Source organism: Verrucomicrobiia bacterium, from assembly GCA_035495615.1.
Taxonomy (GTDB): domain Bacteria; phylum Omnitrophota; class Omnitrophia; order Omnitrophales; family Aquincolibacteriaceae; genus DATJFP01.
Map to the genome: position 1 here is coordinate 42,439 of DATJFP010000021.1, position 23,043 is coordinate 65,481.

General features: G+C 54.3%; 21 protein-coding genes. 14 read left to right on the top strand and 7 right to left on the bottom strand.

Annotation, left to right across the window (positions count from 1 at the left end):
* Positions 1-58 precede the first annotated feature (58 nt).
* The 5 genes from VL688_02590 (at position 59) to VL688_02610 (ending at position 4,582) form a co-directional block, all read left to right on the top strand.
* On the top strand, positions 59-1,153 hold the full coding sequence (locus VL688_02590) for a HAMP domain-containing sensor histidine kinase (protein HTL46932.1): 1,095 nt from the start codon (positions 59-61) through the stop codon (positions 1,151-1,153).
* Positions 1,154-1,414: 261 nt separating this feature from the next.
* Positions 1,415-2,503 (top strand): diguanylate cyclase, encoded by a 1,089-nt coding sequence (locus VL688_02595; protein HTL46933.1) that lies wholly within the window; start codon positions 1,415-1,417, stop codon positions 2,501-2,503.
* Positions 2,504-2,767: 264 nt separating this feature from the next.
* The gene (locus tag VL688_02600; protein HTL46934.1) at positions 2,768-3,679 is read left to right on the top strand and encodes a DUF1259 domain-containing protein; all 912 of its coding nucleotides are present in this window, start codon (positions 2,768-2,770) and stop codon (positions 3,677-3,679) included.
* Between the two features lie 12 nt (positions 3,680-3,691).
* Entirely contained in the window at positions 3,692-3,970 is a 279-nt protein-coding gene (locus VL688_02605) for a DUF1232 domain-containing protein (GenBank protein HTL46935.1), read from the top strand.
* A gap of 3 nt (positions 3,971-3,973) precedes the next feature.
* Positions 3,974-4,582 carry a dihydrofolate reductase family protein gene (locus VL688_02610; protein HTL46936.1) on the top strand — a complete coding sequence of 203 codons (609 nt, stop codon included), beginning with the start codon at positions 3,974-3,976 and terminating at the stop codon, positions 4,580-4,582.
* Between the two features lie 33 nt (positions 4,583-4,615).
* Here the strand turns inward: VL688_02610 and VL688_02615 are convergent, their stop codons facing one another.
* From VL688_02615 to VL688_02630, 4 genes are all read right to left on the bottom strand, one after another.
* The gene (locus VL688_02615) at positions 4,616-6,763 is read right to left on the bottom strand and encodes an acetate--CoA ligase family protein (protein ID HTL46937.1); all 2,148 of its coding nucleotides are present in this window, start codon (positions 6,761-6,763) and stop codon (positions 4,616-4,618) included.
* A gap of 24 nt (positions 6,764-6,787) precedes the next feature.
* Positions 6,788-7,081: a cupin domain-containing protein gene (locus tag VL688_02620; protein HTL46938.1), complete on the bottom strand. Its 294-nt coding sequence runs from the start codon at positions 7,079-7,081 to the stop codon at positions 6,788-6,790.
* A gap of 214 nt (positions 7,082-7,295) precedes the next feature.
* On the bottom strand, positions 7,296-8,150 hold the full coding sequence (locus VL688_02625) for a fatty acid desaturase (GenBank protein ID HTL46939.1): 855 nt from the start codon (positions 8,148-8,150) through the stop codon (positions 7,296-7,298).
* Positions 8,151-8,384: 234 nt separating this feature from the next.
* Entirely contained in the window at positions 8,385-9,581 is a 1,197-nt protein-coding gene (locus tag VL688_02630; GenBank protein ID HTL46940.1) for an arabinose transporter, read from the bottom strand.
* 133 nt (positions 9,582-9,714) lie between these two features.
* Between VL688_02630 and VL688_02635 the strand changes: the two genes are divergently transcribed.
* The 4 genes from VL688_02635 (at position 9,715) to VL688_02650 (ending at position 13,109) form a co-directional block, all read left to right on the top strand.
* On the top strand, positions 9,715-9,885 hold the full coding sequence (locus VL688_02635; GenBank protein HTL46941.1) for a hypothetical protein: 171 nt from the start codon (positions 9,715-9,717) through the stop codon (positions 9,883-9,885).
* Positions 9,886-9,986: 101 nt separating this feature from the next.
* Positions 9,987-11,084 carry a Rieske 2Fe-2S domain-containing protein gene (locus tag VL688_02640; GenBank protein ID HTL46942.1) on the top strand — a complete coding sequence of 366 codons (1,098 nt, stop codon included), beginning with the start codon at positions 9,987-9,989 and terminating at the stop codon, positions 11,082-11,084.
* 79 nt (positions 11,085-11,163) lie between these two features.
* Positions 11,164-12,063, top strand: a complete 900-nt coding sequence (locus VL688_02645) for a cation diffusion facilitator family transporter (GenBank protein HTL46943.1) — start codon at positions 11,164-11,166, stop codon at positions 12,061-12,063.
* Complete coding sequence (locus VL688_02650; protein HTL46944.1) at positions 12,036-13,109, top strand: EamA family transporter; 1,074 nt, start codon at positions 12,036-12,038, stop codon at positions 13,107-13,109. Before VL688_02645 ends, VL688_02650 begins: the two co-directional genes overlap by 28 nt.
* 59 nt (positions 13,110-13,168) lie before the next feature.
* Here VL688_02650 and VL688_02655 read toward each other — a convergent pair whose 3' ends face one another.
* Positions 13,169-13,897, bottom strand: coding sequence for a cytidylate kinase-like family protein (locus VL688_02655; GenBank protein ID HTL46945.1), 729 nt, complete (start codon positions 13,895-13,897; stop codon positions 13,169-13,171).
* 299 nt (positions 13,898-14,196) lie between these two features.
* On the opposite strand from VL688_02655, the gene VL688_02660 reads away from it, so the two are divergent.
* Positions 14,197-16,035, top strand: a complete 1,839-nt coding sequence (locus VL688_02660) for an NUDIX domain-containing protein (GenBank protein ID HTL46946.1) — start codon at positions 14,197-14,199, stop codon at positions 16,033-16,035.
* 27 nt (positions 16,036-16,062) lie between these two features.
* On the opposite strand, the gene VL688_02665 is transcribed toward VL688_02660, so the two are convergent.
* Positions 16,063-16,755 (bottom strand): LicD family protein, encoded by a 693-nt coding sequence (locus VL688_02665; protein ID HTL46947.1) that lies wholly within the window; start codon positions 16,753-16,755, stop codon positions 16,063-16,065.
* A gap of 373 nt (positions 16,756-17,128) precedes the next feature.
* On the opposite strand from VL688_02665, the gene VL688_02670 reads away from it, so the two are divergent.
* The 3 genes from VL688_02670 to VL688_02680 are packed head-to-tail and all read left to right on the top strand — an operon-like array spanning position 17,129 to position 19,397.
* Positions 17,129-18,307 (top strand): chloride channel protein, encoded by a 1,179-nt coding sequence (locus VL688_02670; GenBank protein ID HTL46948.1) that lies wholly within the window; start codon positions 17,129-17,131, stop codon positions 18,305-18,307.
* A gap of 12 nt (positions 18,308-18,319) precedes the next feature.
* Positions 18,320-18,709, top strand: a complete 390-nt coding sequence (locus VL688_02675; protein ID HTL46949.1) for a GFA family protein — start codon at positions 18,320-18,322, stop codon at positions 18,707-18,709.
* A gap of 16 nt (positions 18,710-18,725) precedes the next feature.
* Positions 18,726-19,397, top strand: coding sequence for a YoaK family protein (locus VL688_02680; protein HTL46950.1), 672 nt, complete (start codon positions 18,726-18,728; stop codon positions 19,395-19,397).
* A 108-nt stretch (positions 19,398-19,505) separates the two neighbouring features.
* On the opposite strand, the gene VL688_02685 is transcribed toward VL688_02680, so the two are convergent.
* Positions 19,506-22,004 carry a sodium-translocating pyrophosphatase gene (locus VL688_02685; protein ID HTL46951.1) on the bottom strand — a complete coding sequence of 833 codons (2,499 nt, stop codon included), beginning with the start codon at positions 22,002-22,004 and terminating at the stop codon, positions 19,506-19,508.
* Between the two features lie 248 nt (positions 22,005-22,252).
* On the opposite strand from VL688_02685, the gene VL688_02690 reads away from it, so the two are divergent.
* Positions 22,253-22,912, top strand: a complete 660-nt coding sequence (locus tag VL688_02690) for a glutathione S-transferase family protein (GenBank protein ID HTL46952.1) — start codon at positions 22,253-22,255, stop codon at positions 22,910-22,912.
* Positions 22,913-23,043 lie beyond the last annotated feature (131 nt).

Here is a 23,043-nt window from a genome sequence, read left to right on the forward strand (position 1 = left end):
ATAAGGTTTAACCTGACAGCTCGATCGGCGAAGTTATAGAGAAGGTATGGGGGGTGGTATGAAATCGACGTCCATGATTCTGTCTGATTTTTTAACCCAAAATAAAAATGAGATTATTCAGCTATGTAGAGACAAGGTGCTTGCCGCGGGAGAGTCCAAGCCAACTTCAACCCTGTTAGAACGAGGGCTGCCTTTCTTCTATGATGAGCTCATCGAGGTATTAAAACGCGCCGGTTCCCTGGCCTTTATCGACCTCATTAAACAGGATGGCGAAGCTGCCGTGCATGGAAAAGAGTCGTTGCGGCTTGGCTACACAATCTCCCAAGTTGTTCATGCTTACGGCGCTGTTTGCCAATCCATCACAGAATTTGTCCAAGCTAAATCGTATCAAATCACTCCTCTCGAGTTTCAAACTCTTAACCTTGCCCTTGATTGCGCCATCGCCGAGGCTGTAACCGAATTTGAGAAAACACAAAGCGAAAATGTCGCCCGAAGCGAATCTGAACGCCTAGGCTCCCTCATTCATGAACTGGGGAATTCGCTTGCGGCAGCATCGATCTCTTCTGATTTGATTCAATCGGGGCGAGTGGCAAGCGCGGGCAAAACCAGCGATGTGTTGAGGGGGGCGCTCAAGCGCATGCGCCACATCCTGGATGTTTCGCTCACTGAAATTCGTTTGCGGACGAAAGCCCCATTGGAAGCAGAACAAATCCGTCTTATTGATATTATAAGCGAGATAGAAGCCGTTACGATGATCATGTATGAGACTAAAAAAATCCATTTGGAATTTCATATCGATCCTTCCATTGAATTAACCGCTGACCGCCATCTGGTTTTTTCCGCGCTCTCGAATTTGGTGAACAATGCCATGAAATTCACAAAGAGAAATGGGCGTGTCTTCGTACGCGGCAAAGAATCGGCGGGGCGCATCTTGATTGAAGTAGAAGACGAATGTGGGGGCTGGCAGGAAGAAGATAATGTGGAGGAGTTATTCGATCCTTTCGTCCAAAAAGGAGAGGATAAATCCGGTTTAGGTTTGGGGCTCTCCCTCAGTCGTAAAGCCATCGAATTAAATCGCGGCAAACTGACGGCGCATAATATCCCGGGAAAAGGATGCGTCTTTACAATCGACCTCCCGAAGATCGAGAAATAGTTTCCATCAAGACTTTGAAAGTCCATGGCGCTAGATAGTGCCCAGTTGCGAAAGTCGTCCTGGACGGGGAGGCATTAAAAAAGCCAGTGCCCATGAGGGTGCTGGCTTTTTTATTTGAACCCGGCCCTTCAGCGAAGAAACCCTTTTAGGTTGGAAGAAGTGCCTGTTTCGCTTTCTATAGGGCTTATAGGTTCCGCTAGCTCTCTCATCGAATGAGGCGTAGACTCCTATTGTGCTTCGATTTATAAAGAAAGGGCATCTGTGAATTTTAAGGAAAGATTCAAACCATTTATTGAACATCGAAGGCAGCTCAAGACCATCTACGTGGCGACTTGTGACGAAACCGGCCAGCCCAATTGCGCGCCAAGATTGCTTATCGATATCACGGAGCCCAACCACATCTTTTACGTTGATTTCAAGTCATCACAAAGCTATGCGAACATTTGCTCGACCAAGAAAGTCTCTCTGGCTTTTATGGACGAAAGAAATCTCGTAAGCTTTAAAATCAACGGGCGTTGCGAAACCATACAGTCCAGCAAAGAGCTCAAGACCGTTAAGGACAAATGGGCCAAGATCGTCAATGGTTATCATGCGGAGCGGATCATCGAACGGGTTACGGGGGTTGTTTCGGGCAGGGTTGGAGAAATCGTGCTCAGTGAGGATTACGTATTCATCAAGTTTTCTGCAGAGAAAATGAAACACGCCGTGATCCGGCATCCCAGTGCTTATCCGATAGGTAAAATAGCGGCTTTACAGCTGCGGATCGACGATCTTCAAAAAGTCGTCGAGAAACAAAAAGAGGACGGGCGGGAGATGGAAGTCTCCAGAGATTCCTATAAAGCAAGCTCAGATATGTTTGAAGTCGCCGCAATGCAAGACAACCTTACGGGACTTTACAATCAGCGTGGTTTTATCGTCCTTGTGGAGCAGCAATTAAAGATTGCCAAGCGGCAGAAAAAGGACAGTTTTTTTATATTTTCAGATGTGGATCATTTGAAACGGATTAATGATACCTTCGGCCATGCAAAGGGGGATCAAACGCTCGTGGAAATTGCGCGGATCTTGAAGAAGAGTTTTCGCGAATCGGATATTATCGCCAGAATCGGCGGAGACGAATTTGCGGTGGCGATGGTGGATTGCGGGAAGGAAAATCTGGATTTAGCAAAAGGCCGGTTAAAGAAAAATATAGAAGCGTACAACCGAAATTCCCGGGAGGCTTACCCCATCGAGCTTAGTGTCGGCGTCGCCTGCTGCAACTCAGACGACACAATCGATCTGCGTAAGCTGCTTCATCAAAGTGATCAAATGATGTATGAAGAGAAAAGAAAAAATAATCCCGAATCTCTTTAATTTGCACAGGCCCGCGCTTCAGAACTCAAGAAAGCCCACGATCTCATCCATGCACGATTTAAGAAGGTGGGCGAGACAGGGAGTTTTTAGGCGGCCAAGCTAATTCGGGCACTTTCCAAGAGGATACGGACCGACGAAAACTCAATTTTCAGGGCGTGAGTAGGGTTCCGAAACGCGTCCAACAGGGGGAGTTTTGCAAAAGGCGTTGTGTGGGTATAATCTCACAACGCCTTTTTATTTAATCCGAAGCTTGGAGGTGGGGACATGAATAAAACAAATTCTTTTTTATGCTCATTCTTTGCTTGTTTTTTATTAATCCACACCGGCTCTTTTGCCGCCGACATCCCTCAAGCCTCTCAGCAGGAGACCTTTAAGCGAATCGAAGAGCTGACGGGTGCCAAAGGCGCTTACGACGAAAAGGAGCAAGTCTTCAAAGTCAGCTTTCCTCGTAAAGATTTAGAAGTTAATGCGGCCGGGGCCAAAATAACTCCACCAATGGGACTTACCGCCTGGGCTGCTTTCAAGCTGATGGGCGATCATACCATGATGATGGGCGACATGGTGATGACCGAAGACCAGGTCAACCCGGTCATGAGCGTTGCGCTTGAAAATGGTTTGGAGGTTACGGCGCTCCACAATCATTTCTTTTGGGATTCTCCGAAAATAATGTTCATGCATATTGGCGGAATGCGGGATACGGAAGCTTTAGCCCAAGCGGTCGGAAAGGTTTTTGAAAAAATCAGAGAGACAAGCGGCGGCAAAGGCGAAAAGCCTTATCTTGAAATTGATCCCTCAAAGACATCTCTCGACCCCAAGAACATCGAAGAAATCATGGGTAAAACTGGAAAAATGAACGACGGCGTTTATAAGATTACCATTGGCCGGACCACTCAAATGGGCGGTCACGAAATGGGTAACGCGATGGGCGTGAATACCTGGGCCGCTTTTATCGGGAGCGATGAAAAGGCGTTGGTTGACGGCGATTTTGCCATGCTCGAATCCGAAGTGCAGCCCGTATTGAAGGCTTTGCGCGGCGCGGGAATCAATATCGTCGCGATTCACAACCATATGACGATGGAAAATCCGAGAATCATTTTTCTGCATTATTGGGGGATTGGCGCAACAGTCGATCTCGCCAAAGCCTTAAAGGCCGCATTGGACTTACAGAAACAATGACCGGGAGGGCCCTTGTTCGGAAAACGCTTAACAGAAAAATTTAAAAAAGAGCTGAGAATTTACCAGCTTATTTTGAAGGATTCCCGGACGCCGGGAATTTCGAAATGGTTCTTAGGAATGGCGGTTGCCTACGCCCTTTCTCCCATCGACCTTATTCCGGACTTTATACCCCTTCTTGGAGTGTTAGACGATCTGATTATTGTTCCCTTGCTCATTTGGCTTGGCATTCGCTCCATTCCCAAAAAGATTTTAGAGGATTGCCGAAACCAAGCAAACAACCAGGAGAATTGACGCATGAGAAAACTGATCGTTCTTTCCTTTATATCGCTTGATGGCGTCATCCAAGCCCCCGGAGGCCCGGAAGAAGATACTTCGGACGGTTTCAAATACGGCGGCTGGACTTTTCCTTATTTCGATGGCGTGTCGGGAGAGATTATGGCTGAACAGATGTCCCGGCCGTTTAACCTGCTTCTCGGCAGAAAAACTTACGATATTTTTGCCGGGTACTGGCCGCATCATGGAGACAAGTGGCCGGGGGTTAACGACGCGCCCAAGTATGTTGCCTCAAGGAACAGCTCGCTCAAACTTGAATGGAAGAATTCGGTCCTCCTGAAAGGCGACATCGCAGAAGAAGTGCAGAAGCTCAGAAAACAAAACGGTCCCGAGCTGCATGTGTACGGCAGCGGCGATTTCATTCAAACTCTTTTGAAACACGATCTCATCGATGAGCTTTGGCTCAAGATCTTTCCCGTCACTTTGGGGAAGGGTAAACGCCTCTTTGCCGAAGGCGCCATCCCCGCAGAGTTTACTTTGACGGACTGCAAAGTTTCTCCGAGCGGCGTGATCTTTGCCAATTACAAACGGGCGGGAGAGGTCAAAACGGGATCGTTCGCGGCCGGCTGAACAGGATTCAGGCGGCGCCGGGCTTAGCGGGAATTATCGGCCTATAATGATCCGCGCGTCGAGAACGGATGCGCCGGCGCCTTCCGTGTGGACCATCAGGGGATTGACGTCGATTTCCTTGATTTGCGGGTGGTCCATGGTGAGCTGGGAAAGGCGTTCGATGCATTCCACCACTTTCGCGATGTCGGATTTTTTTTCGCCGCGCACGCCCTGAAGGATTTTATAACTGCGGATGGATTGCACCATCAGCTCGGCGCTGCGCTTGCGCAGCGGCGCGAGCCGGAAAGTCACATCTTTCAGCACCTCCACATAGATCCCCCCCAGACCGAACATCACCGTGGGACCGAGCGCCGGATCGCGGTTCATGCCGAGGATGACTTCTGTCCCCTTGCCGGACATCCGCTGCACGAAGAAACCCTCCAGGCGCCCTTTGGGAAACACTTTGGCGAATTTCTCTTTTATTTCGCGGCAGGCCGCGAGGACATCCCCTTCATTCCGGAGATCCAGGCGGACCGCGCCGAAATCGAATTTATGCACGATTTGCGGCGAAATCGCCTTGATGACGACGGGGAAACCTATGCCGCGAGCGGTCTTGCCCGCATCTTCTTCCGAAGACGCGAAGCCGAACGGGAGAACCGGGAAGCCGTAGATTTTGAGGATTTCCATGGCCCGGTCGATCGGCACCATCGTCTGGCCGCTTTCGGCGGTTTCGCGAATGATCTTTTGGACGGCGCCTTTGTCCACGTCAAAGGATTTGATCGTGGTCCGCGGGCGCTGGATCCATTGGTGGTACCGGTACATCCGGCCGAGGACTTGCCCGGCATTTTCCGGAAAACGGTAATGGGGAATACCGTTCTCTTCCAGGATTCTTACGCCGGCAGAAACGTCGGCAATGCCCATAAAACACGCGATGATGGGCACCTTGCTCGCGGCGGCGGCCTTTACGATCACGCGCGCGGTTTCCTCGATCGCGGTCATGGCCTGCGGCGTCAGGATGACGAGCAGGCTGTCGACTTCCGTGTCCTGCGCTACGATGCGCAGGGCTTCTTCATAGCGGCCGGCGCGGGCATCCCCGATGACGTCGATCGGGTTGTGGATATTGGCCGTGGGCGGAAGCGCTTTAGCCAGGGCCGCTTTTGTTTCCGGCGAAAAGGAAGAAAGGCTCAGCCCGCCGCGGATGCAGGTGTCGGTGGCAAGGATCCCGGGGCCGCCGGCATTGGTCACGATGGCCACGCGCGGCCCTTTGGGAAAGGGCTGCTTGGAGAAGGCGATGGCAAGATCGAACATCTCCTGGATGCTGTCCATCCGCAGCACCCCGGCCTGCGCGAAAATCGCGTCGTAAACTTCGTCGGCGCCCATCAGCGAGCCGGTATGGGATTGCGCTGCTTTCGCGCCTTGCGCAGTACGTCCCGATTTGATGACGAGGATGGGTTTGGATTTCTCCAGGTCACCCGTAATTTCGCTGCTGGTATCGATGAACCGCCGGGCGTTCACCAGGTCTTCGACGTACATGAGGATCACGTCGGTCCCGGAATCCGTCTTCAGGTAATTCAGCATGTCGATTTCGTTGAGTCCCGACTTGTTTCCCAGGCTGACGAATTTCGAAAAGCCGATGCCGGCGCCTTTGGCGTAGTCGAGGACGGCGGTGCAAAGCGCCCCGCTCTGCGAAACAAAAGCGATGTTTCCGGCGGCGGGCATCGCGCGGGCGAAGCTTGCATTGACGAGAAAGTCAGGGTCCGTATTGATCAGGCCCAGGCAATTCGGGCCCAGCATCGCGATGCCGTAATCCTGGGCCGCGGCCAGCAGTTCCTCTTCACGCCTGCGGCCGTCTTCGCCGATTTCGCGGAAGCCCGCCGTGATCACGATGGCCGCTTTGGCCCCTTTTTCCCCGCAGGCGCGCAGGGTTTCCGCGGCCGCGGCGGGCGGGACGATGATGACCGCGAGATCGAACGGCGAAGGAATGGCTTCAACCGAATGAAAGCAGGGAAGACCGCAAATCTCGTCGGCTTTCGGATTGACGAGATGGAGCTGCCCTTTGAACCCGCCGCGCCGGAGATTGTCCACCATGGCATGGCCCACGGTTTCGGGATTGCGCGACGCTCCGATGACAGCGATGGAATGGGGAGAAAAGAGGGACGCTATCTTGGAGAGGTCGGTCTTTTTCTCAGTAAGGGTGCTCATAAACTCTCCGGTCTTCAGTCAGGTCTATTCGTATAAATAAAGCAAAAAGGCCACGTTCTCTTCGGCCGTCAGCGCATGAGGGGCGGACGCTTTCATGCAGATAATCGTGCCGGGCTCCATGCGCAGGGCAGTGCCTTCGAGGGCAAAAGATCCACGGCCCTGGATAACGTGCAGCACTCCCGCCCGCGGCGTGGAATGCTCGTCCATCCCTGTTCCTTTCGCAAGGCACATCAGCGTACAGCTGAAATGTTTGCCGTGTGCAAGGACTTTGCTGTAGATCCCGCCTTCTCTGAACTGGATTTCGCTGGCAAGCTGCATGGCTTTCGTCCTTAGGTTTTGAATGAGGTGCGGCCGCGCTCTTAAGGGTAGGCCGGAAGATCATTCTACCTAAACGGGCCTAAAATCAAAAGGCCTGTCTCACGGCAAAAATCTCTGACGGGCGGCCGTATTCCGGCAGCGAGGCCCCGCGGTTTTATCAGCCCTGGATGGAGAGGGCCGCTTTTAGCCGCCGAAAATAGATTGGTTTTTGGAGTTATTCCGGGAGGAGTTCGAGGGGGTGTGAAGCCTGAATGTCTTGCTCCAGCACGGTCCCGGATTCCATTTTTTCGCTGTTCTTGTAACCCGATAAAAGTTCAAAAACGGAAATAATGGGGACCGATGCATCGAGATGCCGCACTTTATGAAGGAAATAATAGGGCAGGTGCGGCCATTTATGATGTTCGTAATGGACCCAGATATTATGGGGCGCGAAGAGTTCGCGGTACCATAAAGGCAAATGAACGCGGTGCGTTTTTGAGGTTCCGTGATGCTCATGATACACGCGCACTCGGAACATCGCCCAGAAGGTCGTGGGCATGGCCGCAAACCAGAAAAGCAGCACGCGCAGATGATGCACGTGATAAAGCGCCCCGGCAAATATGGCCCACACGACAATCGGCCCCAGCCAGTCGCTTTTTTTGATCGGTTTCGTCGCTTCGAAAAGATGCACCACGTTCGGCGCGCTTAGTCCCAGCAAATCTTTTAAAAAATAAAGTCCCATCGTCCTTTTCTTTAAAGGAAGGTCCCACTCCGGTTTTTCTTTCCGTTTGATGTCCAGTTCCGGATCGAGGACCGTGCCGGAATAGCGGTGATGCTGGAAATGGAATTTTCGATACCCATGAAGGCCTACTCCTAAAGGCCACCAGGAAAAAAGGCAGGCGAGCCAATCATTTAAAGCGCGGTTTTTGCAGATTAAAAAATGGGCGCCGTCATGACCCAGCACGCTCAAGGCATGCTGCCGGTTTCCGACGACAAGCAGCACGAGAAGCCAGATCCCGGCATTGCGCGTATGAATTCCGAGGGCGAGGGCCGCGGCAATAAGGGACCAATCGATTAAAACGGCCAGCATCCATCGCGGCACGTTCTTGCTTCGGGAGAGAGCCGAAAGGTGAGTGTCTGCGTCTTTTTGAAGAATGCCGGGCATTAACTCGAAATCCTTTAGTCCTATAACCCATTGCTCTTAAGACAATGACTTAAGGAAAAGCTACCTGATGATTGGGGAAAAGAAAAGGCCATCGGCGGGAAAATCAGCCTTAAAAACAGGAGAGAAAATGGAGCAAAAGCGGCGGGATGAGATCGGCCATCAGCCCGCGTCGCTGAGAAGGCGCGCGGCGACGCCCACTGCCGAAATGACGACAAGCGTACTCACCAAAAAAACGGCTTTCAGGCTGAATCCGTGCGCGATGAGCCCAAGTGCGGGATTGGCAAAGCCGAGCGCCACGTCGAGAAACGCGCTGTAAGCGCCCATGGCAAGGCCGCGGTTTTCCGCGGGCACGCGTTTCACGGCTTCGACGCCGAATCCGGGATAAACGAGGGAGTAACCGAAGCCGGTGATCGCCGCGCCGGCGAACGCCGCCGCCGGCCAGGGCGAAAGCCAGATCACGGCCTGCCCCACGGCTTCGATCAACACGCAGACGAGCGCGACTTTCGCGCCGCCGATGTGATCCGCCAGATGTCCGAAAAAAATTCTCGCCAGAATGAAAGCCCCGGCAAAAATGGTCAGGGCCAGCCATCCCAGGCCCCATCCCCGCTCCGCAAAAAGAAGGACCAGGAAGGTCGTGATGGTGCAGAAACCAATGCTGCTGAGAGCCATGCCGAAACCCGGCATCCAGACCGCGCGGACCACGCTTGCAAACCCGGGATGTTCGCGGGCCGACGGAGGGACCGCGGGCTGCCAGGCCACGAGCGCGAGCGTGAGGAGCGGCAGCAGGATGGTCGCCAGCGCGATGGCCGTGAAATCATAAAGCCCGTACAAGGCCGAGCCTACCGGCGCGCCCAGAGCAAAGGCTACGTACATGGCCGTCCCGATCCAGGCAATCACTTTGCCGGTGTTTTGGTGGCCCGCCAGCACCAGGCCCCAGCTTAAGGCTCCTGTCACGATGCAGCTTTCCGCCGCGCCCAGGACGCCGCGTCCCGCGATGAGAATAGTCACCGCCGCGGCCGGGGAACTGTGAAAAGCCATCGAGAGAAGATAAAGAAATCCGGCGGCCACGGCGATCCACAGGCCCGCGACCACTGCTTTTTTACTGCCCTGGCTGTCCGCGTAATGGCCGGACCAGAATCGCGAGAGCAGCGACGCGGTGAATTGCGCGCCGGAGACAAGCCCCACGACAAAGGCGCCGAAGCCCAGGCCTTGATTCACGTGCAGGGGAAGCACAGGCAAAGCAAGGCCCGTGACAAGAAACGCGGTAAAGACCGCGCCCATGATCGGAATGAGCACGCCGACGACAGAACCCGACGGCGTTTGCCGATCAGCGTCTCTTTTATTTTCAGATGCCATATTCTTCGCTCCCAGAGGCAGGTCAAAGTCCAGCATCTTACCCGAAATCCCAGCCGGAGGCATCCGGGAAAGCATCTTCTCTCATAAGAAAATTGCGGGAAATTGTGATAGTTTATCCGCCGGAGGATCAACGATGACCGAACAAAATCCGGCGCCGGAAAGCACGGCTGTCCGCGTGGCTTTGTGGCGTGCCCTGCATGGGGAAATCGATGCGCGGCCGTTTATCTTCGAAGAACAAAGTCTTATAAAGCCGGGCGGGCTCCGAATCAATGTCGGGAATGGCGTAATTATTTTTGTCGCGTAATATAATTTTATACTAGCATAGGGTGAAATCACGGACTGTCGGGAAAAGGAGCAGGATTCGTCCGGCGGAAATGCCGAACCAAGCAAGGACAGGGGTAATTTATGACTCAAAACAATTGGGAAGACCTCGGGCTTGTTGAGAACTTCCAAAAGAAGCCGTTGAACGAAGTCCATGTCCGCGGCAAGAAATTCGCGGTTTCTTATCAGGACGGAAAATTCGGAGCGATTTCGGGCGTCTGCAATCATGCAGGCGGGCCGCTCGGCAAAGGGCGCCTCGAAAACGGCTACATCGTCTGTCCCTGGCACAATTGGAAATACCAATGCCGGACCGGAAAAGGAGAGCCCGGCTACGAAGACGAATGTGTCCCGAGTTATGAGGTCCGCGTCGAAAACGGGCATTTGTTCCTGAATCCTGAGCCTCTGACGAAGCGCAACAGGCTGCCGCACGCCGCCCATCCCCTCGCGCGTCCGGTCCAGCGGGAAAAAGGAGGGATCCGCGTCGCCGGAATTTCGACGACGGTCATGGACCGCAAGAACCCGCGTTACTCGACCTCGGAAGCGCTTCTTCAAATTGCCCTGGACTTTTCCGCCGCGGAGCTCGGCTGCGAAACGAAAATGATCCGGCTCGATGAACTTCACTTCCGCAGCTGCGAAGGCTACTATTCTAAAAGCGCGCACGCCTGCACTTGGCCGTGTTCCATTACGCAGATGGACAAGAAAGACGAGCTCACACCTGTCTACGAAGCGCTTGTCCATTGGGCGGACGTCATCCTGATCGGAACGCCCATCCGCTGGGGATCCGCAAGCTCGCTTTATTACAAAATGGCCGAACGCCTCAACTGCATTCAAAATCAGATCACGATCAACAACCGGGTCCTGATTCAGAACAAAGTCGCGTCCTTCATCATCACCGGCGGCCAAGACAACATCCAGGCCGTCGCGGGCCAGCTCCTGATGTTTTTTTCGGAGCTTGGCTTTCAGGCGCCTGCTTTTCCTTTCATTGCCCACTCGCGCGGCTGGTCCGCCGAAGACATGGAAAGGAATATCGATTACGTCGAGAATAGCCGGGAACTCCGGAACGGCGCCAGGGAACTTGCCCGGCGTTCGGTGGACATGGCCAAAAGACTGCTTCTCTCGGATGTTTCCCCAGAAAAAATCGAACGCGGCGGCCGCAAAGCCCACAAACTGGAAAATATTTAGGCACCGTTCGGGGAGCCAAACCCTTCTTTGATGTCTTTTCTGGTTCTCTATCGGATTCTAAGAAAGGAACGGATAAATAATGTCACATTCGCATTCGCACGGTTTACACGCTGCCGGAAAAGGCAAAAGGCTGCTCCTTGTCTTTTCTCTGACAAGCGTCTACATGCTTGCCGAAATTATCGGGGGAATTTTAACGAAGAGCCTTGCGCTGCTGGCCGATGCGGGACACATGTTGACGGACGCGGCGGCGCTCGGGCTTGCGCTGCTGGCGATCTGGTTTGCCGGCCGGCCCGCCACCGAGAAGAAAACCTACGGTTTTTACCGGATGGAGATTCTCGCGGCTTTTATCAATGCACTTGTGCTTTTGGGGATTTCTTTCTTTATCCTCTATGAGGCCTGGCGGCGGTTTGAAAATCCGCCGGAAATTCAAAGCAAGCAGATGCTGATCGTTGCGGCTTTCGGTTTGGCAGTGAATCTCGTGAGCATGGCGATTCTGCATGAGCATTCGGAACATAGTTTGAATGTCAAAGGGGCATATCTTGAAGTGTTAAGCGATATGTTGGGTTCGATCGGAGTCATTCTCGCAAGCGTCATCATGCTTTTGACGCATTGGTATTATGCTGATCCTTTGATCAGTGCGGGAATCGGAATCTTTATTCTGCCGCGGACCTGGAATTTATTGAACGAAGCGGCCCACATTTTGATGGAAGGAACGCCGGCTCACATTGACTTGAGAGAATTACAGGCGGCCATTCAGGGAGTGAAAGGGGTAAAAAGCATCCACGATCTTCACGTGTGGACGATCACTTCAGGCGTTGACGCCATGAGCAGCCATATCGCGATCGACAATACGGTTCCCGGCGAGAGGGTCCTTTCGGTCTTGCGGGAATTACTGCGGGATAAATTCAAAATCCACCATTCGACCATCCAGCTCGAAGCGGAGTCCGAGCAATGCAAGGAGCCGGGATGCCAGATATGATTTTTGTTTCCGGCCCGGTTTTTGCGCTTCTGGCCGCGGTGCTCTTCGGAATCTCTCCCGTCCTCATCAAAGTGTTCGGCGGGACAATGCCTCCTGTGCTGATGGCGGGAATTCTTTATTTGGGTTCGGGAATCGGCCTTCTCGCGCTGCGCGCCGCGCGCCGTGAAGCGATCGTCAGCCCTCTTAAAAGCCTTCCCAAACCGCAAAAAGCACAGCTTGCCCTTGCCGTTCTTTCGGGCGGAGTGCTGGCGCCCATTTGCCTCACTTATGGAATTTTCTATTCCTCGGCATTCCAGGTTTCCGCGCTTCTCAATTTAGAAACGGTGGCCAGTACCCTTATCGCGTGGCTTGTCTTCCATGAGCACGTCGGCAGGCGGGTGTGGCTCGGAAAAGCCGCCATTGTCTTCGGTGCCGTTTTAATAGGTGCGCAGGGCAAATCGGGGATGGGATTCTCCCTTTCGGGCTTCTGGATCATCGGGGCGTGCACTTTCTGGGGAATCGACAATAATCTGACTCGGAACATCGAAGATATTCCACCGTCCTTACTGGCGGGGATTAAAGGATGGGCGGCCGGGCTGTTTAACATCGCGCTTGCCCTTTTGCTGAAGCAAACTTCGAATGATCTACCGGCGATTACCGTTGCCTTTGCGGTGGGGTTTGTGAGCTACGGACTAAGTCTGGTTTTCTTTGTTTATGCGCTTCGCAAGATCGGCACTTCAAGGACAGCGACCTATTTCGCGACAGCCCCTTTTGTCGGAATGCTGGCTTCCATCGCATTTTTGGCGGAGCGTCCGCCCTTCATGCATTGGATCGCCGGGCTTTTCATGCTCATCGGAGTCTGCGTTTTGTACCGGGAAACCCATGAACATGAGCACACGCATGAAGAAATGACGCACCGGCATATGCACGTGCACGACGAACACCATCAGCACGAGCATGATGGAACCGAGGGCCCGGAACCGCATGACCATGTCCATCACCACAGCCGGCTGACGCATTCTCATCCCCATTCGCCAGATATCCATCATCGGCACGATCACAAATAGAGCGAACGGAAGCGGGAAAGCCCGGCATTTGGGGGAAGACGCCTGGAAGGGCCCGGACCTTATGCGCCTTTGGAAAGCGCCCTGGAATTTTCGGCTTTTTTCTCGATCAGCGCCACGACACTCCACGCAATCTGACTGACCGGCGTATTCTTCGTGTTCCAGACCACGTCGTAAGAAAGCGGGTCGTCAATCCTGCGGTTAAAATAGTCTTTCGCGAATTTTGCCAGCCCGCGGTCCTTCTGAAGGACCCACTTCTTCGCTTTTTCAGCAGACATGCCCAGTTTGACCCTAGTTGCCGCGATGCGGTAATCGAGCGGGGCCACGAGCCTGACGTGGATGCCGAGCGGATGACCGAAGGTAATGAAGGCGCCGCCTCTTTTGACTGCGATGAATTTTCCTTTGGATGCCAGCGCGCGGATGATTTGGAAAATTTTTTTATAAACCGTGTGCTGCGAAGGATGCCCCAAAATCAGCTGATCGAAGATGTCTTCGATTTCGGTGAGGTATTCGCCGTGCACCACGATTTTCGTCGAATGTTTTAAGGCCGGGATCTTGGCGGTTTCACGCTGCAGTTCCTGGTTGAACCGCGTCCATCCCTGGTAAAGCGCCCCCTGCCTTGTGCGCAAAAGATCGAGGATGGCGTCGACGAGCTCGTTAGCGCCCGCGCCTTCCTGGCTGGAAATGGTCACGAACGGATAAGCGCTTTCGGAGAGATTGAGGGAGTCGAATTTCTTTTCTTTGTAGGAGACGCTGTTTAAAAAAGGCCTCCACTTTTCCAGTTCTGTCATGCTCTAGAATATCATTTTTCAGCGGGCATTGCAGGCCGATTTTGAGAGACTTTTCCCGCAGGCGCGAAATAAAAGCGGTGTGAGGCGGCGCCTTCCTTTTTATTAATTCAGAATGGCCGCTTTTCTTACGTCCAATTACGAATCTCCCTATTTCTCAACCCTTCCCGGACGGCCATAATTCAGGTGTCTGAAACGATCAGTCCGCGCGTGGCAGAAGGGGCAAAAGGGAGGAATCGTTGAAAGCCAATTTTGATGCCCATTTTAACGGTATGGTTCCGGGGACCGGAGCTCTCCGTTCTTTGAACAGCGACTTGATTCCCATTGTTGATCCCGCCCTTGGCCACGTGATCGGCTATAAAGACCGCCGCCTCGTCCATTCCGAAGGCGATTTTCACGTCGGCATCCAGGCCTATATTGTATGCACCAACGAAGAGGGGCAAATCGAGGTGCTCGTCCAAAAACGGTCGGGCGTCGTCGACATCGCCAAAGGGCAGCTCGACCAGAGCCTGGCCACGCAGATTCTCGCCAAAGACGGCGGAGGCTTGAGAGCCGCGCTCATCCGCGGCCTGAAGGAAGAGCTGGATATCGACGAGGAGGAAATTGAGGCGGTGCCGCTCGGCCTCCATTCGGAGCTCAAAATTTACAAAAAATACGCCGCGGATCCCGATTTGTACAACCGCGAATTCATCTACCTCAGCTTCGTGCAGATCAAAAGAAGGGACATCCGGTCCAAGAACCCCAAGGTGGCCGATCTCGAATGGGTTTCGTGGGCGGAATACGTCCGCCGCATGAAGGAGTCTCCGGAGAACTTCACGAAAACCGCATGGTTCTACATCATGAATCCGGACATCCTGCATCAGACCGAACAGGAGCTCGAACGGTTCATCAACAAAGCCTCCACGAAGCCGCTCCTGTGCCCGCTCGAAAAAGCTTATTTTTACAGCTATCCCGGGCGCTACGACATCACGATCTCCGTGTACAAGGACAAGCGCGTTTTCATGCACGTCTTCGACCACAAGACGAAAAAAATCGCGCGCTTCGACGACATCCGGAGCGTGGATCCCTGCGAAGGGAAAAACCACCGGCACGTCGCGGTCTACATTACCAAAAAGAGCGGGGAAAATTTCCTTTGGCTGAACGGCGACATGAAGCGGATCCATCGCCAGGCGGACACGCATTCCAAACGGTGCCTGGCGAAGATGACCGCCCAGATCCTGAAGGACATCGCGCGCCTCGAGGAAGAGGCCGCCAGCGACCAGGACTTGAAACTGGCTTGGGCGCTCAAGCGGAAATTCAATTACATCTTCGACATCCTGCGCACGCGGGTGCTCTCGGGCGAAATGCTTTTCTTTGATTCGCTTCCGGCCGACGAAACAGGCGATTTCGGAATCCGCGAGTATCCGGACAACATCATTCTGGTAACCATTCCCGGGACGTACGATCCGCCTCATTATGCCCACATCGAGCTGCTCTTCGACGCCATGATCCACGAGTCGGAAAACGCCCACGGCAAAAGAACGGCTTACGCGTTGTTCTTCACGCCGGTGGGGGATTTCGCGCCGGGCCCGTCCGGGACTTCCTGGAAATCCGAAAAAACCGATTCGAAAACGCGCCATGAAATGTGCTCAAAAGTGTCCGGATTGTTTTATCCGCTGATGCAGACCTCCGAGATCAGCCTCAGGCATCCCGAAGAATTCGGCACGAAGAACGCGGCCTCGCTTTTGAAAGCGTTGAGGGACAGGACGGAATTTACTCCCGTGCGGTTTGTCGTCGCGATCGGAACCGACACTTACCGGAAATGGGGAAAGAACATCAGCGCGGTCCTGCAGGAAGAGAAAGGCAAATATCCCGGCGTGGATTTCAGCGTCCTGATAAGGGAAAGCTGGCAGGATCCTTTGGAGGACAATCTCGCGGCCGGCCTTCCCGAAGGGGTGAAGCTTCTCAAGGGAGTCTATTCTCTGCCGGTCCGTTCAACGCGGGTCCGCGAAGGGCACATGAATCTTTTGCCCGGTTCCGTCCAAAAGTACATCAAGCTCCACGGCTTGTATCCTTCCGCGCCCGCCGTCACGGCCGGGGCGGCGGAAGTCCCACCCGTTTCCGAAATTCCCAAGACAGACCTGCAGAACGAAGCCGCCTGACCCCCGACGGTTCTTTCGAAAAAAATCTTAAGACGCCGTTTCGGCGGGGGCTGGCAGGCGGACGAGTTCGATGCCCGTGCTCGAAGCGCTGCTGACGATGGCGGAAACGTTTTTGTAATAAAAGTTTTTTTGAGGGATCTTCCAGTTTCCGTAAAGCCGCTCCAAATAGGCATCCGTGTCGGCCGGCACCAGGATCTCGGAACTTAAAAAGGGCGCTGGAACGAATTTTCCGGCAAGATCACCCGGATAAGAGAGCGCGTAGCCGGCAATTTTGTTTTTTTCGACCGGCGTGAATTTCAGCAGGCCTTCGTGAAAGTGGCCGATGAGTTCCGCGGCTCCGGCATAAAGGATTTCTTGATTCCACGCGTGATAAAAATAAAAATCGGTCGAAACGCCGGTCTCCTGATGGACGAAGGTGATTTCGCAGTAATCGCCGATGGCCGCCAGCGGTCCTTCCAGATGATGTTCGGCTTTGAGCCGGAATCCCGCTTTTTCCATGGTCTTGATCAAAAGAGGAATGTCGGGGCGGTCCGAAGCCAAAAGCCCGAAATCCAGGTCGTCGTCCCCCTGGATAAAGCCCTTATTTCTGCGGTAGCCGAGAAGCGTGCCGAAGTTCAGGTGGGGCCGGACTCCCGCTTCCCGGCAGGCTCGGAGGGCCTGCTCCAGGACAGACGAGCCGTGGGCAAGCAGGCTTTTGCTCCGCTTCGAAAGCTTCCGCACATTTTTAAGATGAAAGACCGCTTTTGAAAAGAGGCTTAAAAATTGCCCCGATAGAATCAAGCGGCGGGTTTCGGATAAGAGTTCGGAGAGGCTTTTTTTATTGGGCATTTTGACCGTCAAAAAGTTAAGTTTGAGACAAGCATTTTATCATAAAAACGGGAAGGGAAGCCGTCTTATAACGCGAGGCCGGCCGGCAATGGGAAGTCCGCGCTTTGGAAAGGGTTCCTTCGAGGGTATAATCCTTTCAAAGTTTTCATCCACCGGCATTCCATGAGGATGGCGATACATCTTGAAAAAAAAGATCTTGGATCACATAAGTTTGTTTGCCCTTACTTTCAAATGGTTTTTCTTTGCCACACTCCTGGGGGTCGTCGTGGGAATTGCGACAACCCTTTTTTTAAAGGCGCTGGATTTTGCTTTGAGCTGGTCGAGAGCGCGCGATCATTATTATTTTTCGCTTCCGGTCATTCTGCTCCTTACGGCGGTTATTTCCCGCCGGCTTTTTCCCAAGGCTGACGTTGAGAGCACGGATAAAGCGATCGAATACATTCATCAATTAAAACCCATTCACCCGGTTTCGATTTTGAAATCATTTTTCCTGCCTATTTTGACGATAAGCGCGGGCGGTTCCGCGGGAAAAGAAGCCCCGGCCGCGGATATGGGCGCGGGAATCGGCTCCATAATCAGCGCTGTGTTTCGTTTGGACGCCGAAGACCGGCGAAAGCTGACGATTTGCGGGGTGAGCGCCGGATTCGCATCCGTTTTCGGCACTCCCTTAGCGGGAGCCCTTTTTGGCCTCGAAGTCCTATCCGTGGGCAATTTGCTTTACGATGCCCTCCTTCCTGCTTTCGTCGCGGGAATCACGGCCAATCATGTCGCCGTAAAGCTGGGGGCAAAAGCCGTTTTTAATCCCCTTAAAAATATACCCGTTTTCAACGAAATATTTTTTATTAAGGTCGCCTTGGCCGGGATTTTTTTTGGCTTGTGCTCTTTGATGCTGATCGCGGTTATGAAAATCCTGCGGAAGGTCCGGGAGCGGTTTAAACACGAGGAGCTCATCAGCCTGGCCGCGGGAATCTTTCTTATTGTTTTTTCCTTGCTCTGTTCGACCCGGTATCTTGGCTTAGGCATGGGAACCATTGTTGATGCGGTCAATGGGAAGCCCTTTCCTTGGTATACCTTTCCGGCGAAAATAGTGACGACGGCGATAACGCTTAACGGCGGCGGCTGCGGAGGGATCGTGACGCCGATTTTTTTCATCGGAGCGACTTCCGGGTCATGGCTTGCGGGCATCCTTTCCGCAGACCGGTCGACCTTCGCGGCCCTGGGTTTGGTCAGCCTGCTGGCAGGCGCGGCCCAAACCCCTCTGTCGGCAAGCATCATGGCCATGGAGCTTTTTGGAGCCCCCATCGCCCCCTATGCCGCGATTGCCTCGATTCTCAGTTTTCTCGTAACGGGACAAAGAAGCATCTACCCCTCTCAAATTATCGAGATCAAAAAATCCAAAAAGAACAAGTCCCCGGCCCAATCCGCCAAGCTCGTTGAATCTTGAAAGGAATCCGTTATGGCCATGAAGACTTATCACGGAAGCTGCGCGTGCGGCAAGGTGCGCTACGAAGCGGCGTTTGATCTCTCGGAAGGGACGTTCAAATGCAATTGCTCGATTTGCACGAAGGCGCGGCTCTGGGGAAAGTCCGTGAAGACGGATTCTTTTAAGCTGCTTTCGGGCAAGGAGGACTTGTCGGTCTGGGGCGACAATATCCTGCACCATTTTTGCAGGCATTGCGGCATCAAAGTCTTCGGTAAGCCCAAGGCGGGCGGGGACATGATGGTGGTCATGCTGGGCACGCTGGACGACCTTGATCCGAAAGAATGGGCCGCGGCCCCCGTGCGCTATTTCGACGGACGCAACGACAACTTCAAAACCGAGCCTGAGTTCAAGGCTCACTTGTGAGCCGGGGAATAAAGACGTGATTACGAAACTCCAAAGATGGGTGTGGGTCGGCGCGGCAGCGCTTTCTTTTTCATCGGGCATGATCAATGTCATTGCCCTTTCAGGATTTGCCCACAAAGCCGCAACGCACATGACGGGAATTGCCAGCGCTTTCTCCATTGCGCTGTCCAAGCATGAAGCGGGCGCAGCCTCCGGGGCTTTTTTGATTCTTCTCTCTTTTTTTCTCGGTGCGTTCATCAGCGGCGTGATTATCCGGGACGGCCATCTGAAAATGGGACGCCGCTATGGGTTCGCGCTAGCGGTAGAATCAGGGCTTCTTTTCCTGGCGACGTTTTTTTTCATGAAAAATTCCATTTGGGGGGAATATTTTGCCTGCGCCGCGGCCGGACTGCAAAATGCCCTTGCCAGCACTTACAGTGGAACCATCGTCCGGACCACGCATTTGACCGGGATTCTGACGGACTTGGGAGCCTTGGCTGGGAATAGGGCCTATGGACTTCCCGTCGAGACTAAGAGGTTCAAGCTGCTTTCGATTATTCTGATTTCTTTCGTCGGGGGAGGATTTTTGGGAAGCCTTGCTTATGACCGCTGGAATGCTTCGGCCATGCTGCTTCCCGCCCTGATGATCGGGGCCTCAGCCCTCGGATATGAATTTTTCAGGCGGAGCTCTCAGACGAAACCGGGCTAAGCTGCGGAATGCTTTTGCAGAAACCTTGTGGACGGAATCGAAGTGAAGAGGCAATAAAAAAGGCCGGTACGAAAGTACCGGCCTTTTTATTTGGGGAACTCTTTTGGGTTACCGGGCGTGCGCGGCGTGCTTTGCGTGTTGAGACGTTTCCGCGTGGCCTTCCTTGACCGGAATGCGCATGCCGTAGAAGGATTTCCACACGAAGAAAAGGCCGAGCGCCAGGAAAACGGCGGCGCCTAGGCGTGTGGCCGCGGGATCCATCTTGATCGCGATTTCGACGGCGAGCATGCCGAAAAGCGTTGAGAATTTGATGATTGGATTCAGAGAAACGGACGTCGTGTCTTTGAACGGATCGCCGACCGTGTCGCCCACGACGGTCGCGGCGTGCACCGGGGTATTCTTCTCGCCGAAATCGACTTCGACAAGTTTCTTGGCATTGTCCCAGGCGCCGCCGGCATTGGCCATGTACATGGCCTGGAAAAGGCCGAAGATTGCGATGGCGATGAGATACGCAATGAAGAAGTAAGGATCGACGAGCGCGAACGCGAGGGTCAGGGTGAGAAGGCCGAGGAAAATGTTCCACATGCCTTTCTGCGCGTATTGCGTGCAGATGCGCACGACCGTGATCGAGTCTTCGCGCGCGGCTTCCTTTTTATCGAGGTTCATGTTTTTCTTGATGTACTCGACCGCGGAATAAGCGCCGGTGGTCACGGCCTGGATCGAGGCGCCGCAGAACCAGTAGATCACCGAGCCGCCGCAGAGAAAGCCCAGCAGGACAGGCGCGGACGTGAGCGAGAGTTTTTCGAAGAGAAGCGCTTCGCCGGCATTCGCGGCAACCGGCAGCCCCTTGGCGGCCAAGACGGCCGCGGCTTGGAGGTGGTCCTGCAGCAGCAGGATGATCGAGAAGATCATGGTCGTCGCGCCCGCGACGGCCGTTCCGATCAAGACGGGCTTGGCGGTCGCCTTGAACGTGTTGCCCGCCGAGTCGTTGGATTCGAGGTAGTGCTTGCCCGTCTTGAAGTCCGGCTTGAAGCCGAAGTCTTTCTGGATTTCATGTTCGATTCCCGGAATGGACTCGGTCTGCGCCAGCTCGAAGATCGACTGCGCATTGTCCGTCACAGGGCCGTAAGAATCGACGGCAATGTTCACGGGGCCCATGCAGAGAAAGCCGTAGGCCACGAGGCCGAAAGCAAAGACCGACGCATGCGGCATGATGTTCTGCAGGCCCATCTGCGAAATCAGGTAAGCCACGCACATCAGCGACGCGATCAGGATGCCTTTCCAGAAAGCCGAGAACGAGCCGGCCACGATGCCCGAAAGGATGGTCAGCGAAGCGCCGCCTTCGCGGGAGGCCGTTACGATTTCGTGCACGTGCTTGGAGTGCGACGACGTGAAGATCTTGGTGAATTCCGGAATGAGAAAAGCCGCCAGCGTGCCGCAGGTAATAATGGAAGCAAGCTTCCACCACAGGCTCGTATCCGGAAGATCGCCGATCAGGAAATGCGACATGATGAAGGAGGTGGAGATGCAGAGCGCTGAGGCGATCATGATGAGGCGCGTGAGCGGCTCCTCGAAATCAAATTCTTTCAGGTTCTTGTACTTGTTTTCCGAGATGCCTTTATTGATGAAATACGAGATACCGGACATGAAGTCCATGAGGAAGCGCATGGCGAAGATCCAGACGATGAGTTTGGCCTGCATCTCAGGCTCCTTCACCGCGAGCGTGATGAAGGAAATCAGCGCGACGCCCGTCACGCCATAAGTTTCGAAGCCGTCGGCCGTCGGGCCCACGGAGTCGCCGGCATTGTCGCCCGCGCAGTCGGCGATAACGCCCGGGTTGCGCGGATCGTCTTCCTTGACCTTGAACACGATCTTCATGAGGTCCGAGCCGATGTCGGCGATCTTGGTGAAGATGCCTCCCGCGATGCGCAGCGCGCTGGCGGCGAGCGATTCGCCGATGGCGAAACCGATGAAGCAGTAGCCTACGATGTCGCGCGGCACGAAGAGCAGGATGACGACCATCATGACGAGTTCGATCGAGATCAGGAAAAGGCCGACGGACATGCCCGCGCGCAGCGGGATGTTGACGACATCCCACGGCACTCCGCGGAGAGAGGCAAAGGCGGTGCGGGCATTGGCGTAGGTGTTCACGCGGATGCCGTAAAAGGCGACAAGGGTGGATCCGGCCATGCCGATCACCGAGAAAAGGAGCACAAGGCCCAGGGTCGAGACCGTTTCATGCTGCAGTGCGAGGAAGTAATAGCTCATGGCGAGAGCGATGATGACAAAAAGCATGGCCAGGAACCGGGCCTGCTGCATCAGGTACGTGGTGCAGGTCTGGAAAATCGTTTCCGCGACGTCGAGCATGGACCGGTGGGCGGGGAGCTTCTTGATGGCCATGAACTGATACAGGGAAACGCCCACGGTCCCGATGATGATGAAAGAGCCGTAGAAGAGGATCTGGAAACCGCTCAATCCTCCGAACAAGTTGAAGCGGCCTTCGTGAAGGTCCGGGATTTTAAGGTCCGCTTCACTGGCCCAGGCCGCTCCCGCCATGCACAAAAGCGCGCCCATGAAAAACGGAAGTTGCTTTAAAAGCTTTTTCATATTCCCCCCAACCGGATATGTTGATATTTAGAATATCTGGACCTTATAAGGCTAATGTATCGAATCAATTTTGAAGGTACTTTAATTCAGCCGGACACAAGAATCCAGAGCAATCTGCCCCGTGGTTGTAAGGGTTTTGCCCTTTCGGGCCCGGGCAAGACCCATCCGGCTGGAAAAGGGCGCTTGTGGGGGTGCCGGAGGAGTATAATCCTTCAATGCTTTTTTCATGAAGATCTCAAGGAGCCCGGATGTCCCTGAAATTGTACGCTCATCCCTTCGCGTCTTACTGCCAGAAAGTCCTGACCGCGCTTTACGAAAATAAAATCCCATTTGAATTCCGCATGCTTGCGCCGGGCGAGGATAAGAACAACGCCGAACACGCGGCCCTCTGGCCCCTGAAGGGCATGCCGGTCCTTGTGGACGGCGGGCGCGCGGTCGTGGAATCGAGCATCATCATCGAGCATCTCGACCTTTATCATCCCGGGCCCATGCGCATGGTCCCGCAGGACCCGCGCGCGGCGCTGAACGTGCGTATGATGGACCGCTTTTTCGACAACTACATCATGACGCCCATGCAGGAAATCGTGTTCGACGCGCTCCGCCCCAAAGAAAGCCGCGATCCTTTCGGCGTCCGCAAGGCCCGCGAAGATCTCGACACGGCCTACCGCTGGCTGGAAGACACGATGCCGGGGCGCGAATGGGCGGCGGGAGACCACTTCAGTCTGGCCGACTGCGCGGCGGCGCCTTCATTATTTTACGCGGACTGGGTGCATCCGGTGGGGGAAGCCTTTCCCAGCGTCCGGGCTTACCGGCGCCGGCTGCTCGCCCGTCCTTCCTTTGCGCGGTCCGTGGACGAGGCCAGGGAATACCGCAAGCTTTTCCCGCTCGGCGCGCCCGACCGCGACTGAAGATTTTCTCCGCAAACAGCCGCCTCATGTTTGGTTTTTTTGAGCCGATCATTAGATTTAACACGGCCCGGTTCCCGCCCGTAAGCGGGGGAAATCGTCGGGAACCCTGAGGCCGGTGGAGACCTGCTTGA

Coding starts and splice junctions, on each gene's coding strand:
- VL688_02590 (HTL46932.1), top strand. CDS start 59: ATGAAATCGACGTCCATGATTCTGTCTGATTTTTTAACCCAAAATAAA.
- VL688_02600 (HTL46934.1), top strand. CDS start 2,768: ATGAATAAAACAAATTCTTTTTTATGCTCATTCTTTGCTTGTTTTTTA.
- VL688_02610 (HTL46936.1), top strand. CDS start 3,974: ATGAGAAAACTGATCGTTCTTTCCTTTATATCGCTTGATGGCGTCATC.
- VL688_02615 (HTL46937.1), bottom strand. CDS start 6,763: ATGAGCACCCTTACTGAGAAAAAGACCGACCTCTCCAAGATAGCGTCC.
- VL688_02620 (HTL46938.1), bottom strand. CDS start 7,081: ATGCAGCTTGCCAGCGAAATCCAGTTCAGAGAAGGCGGGATCTACAGC.
- VL688_02625 (HTL46939.1), bottom strand. CDS start 8,150: ATGCTGGCCGTTTTAATCGATTGGTCCCTTATTGCCGCGGCCCTCGCC.
- VL688_02630 (HTL46940.1), bottom strand. CDS start 9,581: ATGGCATCTGAAAATAAAAGAGACGCTGATCGGCAAACGCCGTCGGGT.
- VL688_02635 (HTL46941.1), top strand. CDS start 9,715: ATGACCGAACAAAATCCGGCGCCGGAAAGCACGGCTGTCCGCGTGGCT.
- VL688_02640 (HTL46942.1), top strand. CDS start 9,987: ATGACTCAAAACAATTGGGAAGACCTCGGGCTTGTTGAGAACTTCCAA.
- VL688_02645 (HTL46943.1), top strand. CDS start 11,164: ATGTCACATTCGCATTCGCACGGTTTACACGCTGCCGGAAAAGGCAAA.
- VL688_02650 (HTL46944.1), top strand. CDS start 12,036: ATGCAAGGAGCCGGGATGCCAGATATGATTTTTGTTTCCGGCCCGGTT.
- VL688_02655 (HTL46945.1), bottom strand. CDS start 13,897: ATGACAGAACTGGAAAAGTGGAGGCCTTTTTTAAACAGCGTCTCCTAC.
- VL688_02675 (HTL46949.1), top strand. CDS start 18,320: ATGGCCATGAAGACTTATCACGGAAGCTGCGCGTGCGGCAAGGTGCGC.
- VL688_02685 (HTL46951.1), bottom strand. CDS start 22,004: ATGAAAAAGCTTTTAAAGCAACTTCCGTTTTTCATGGGCGCGCTTTTG.
- VL688_02690 (HTL46952.1), top strand. CDS start 22,253: ATGTCCCTGAAATTGTACGCTCATCCCTTCGCGTCTTACTGCCAGAAA.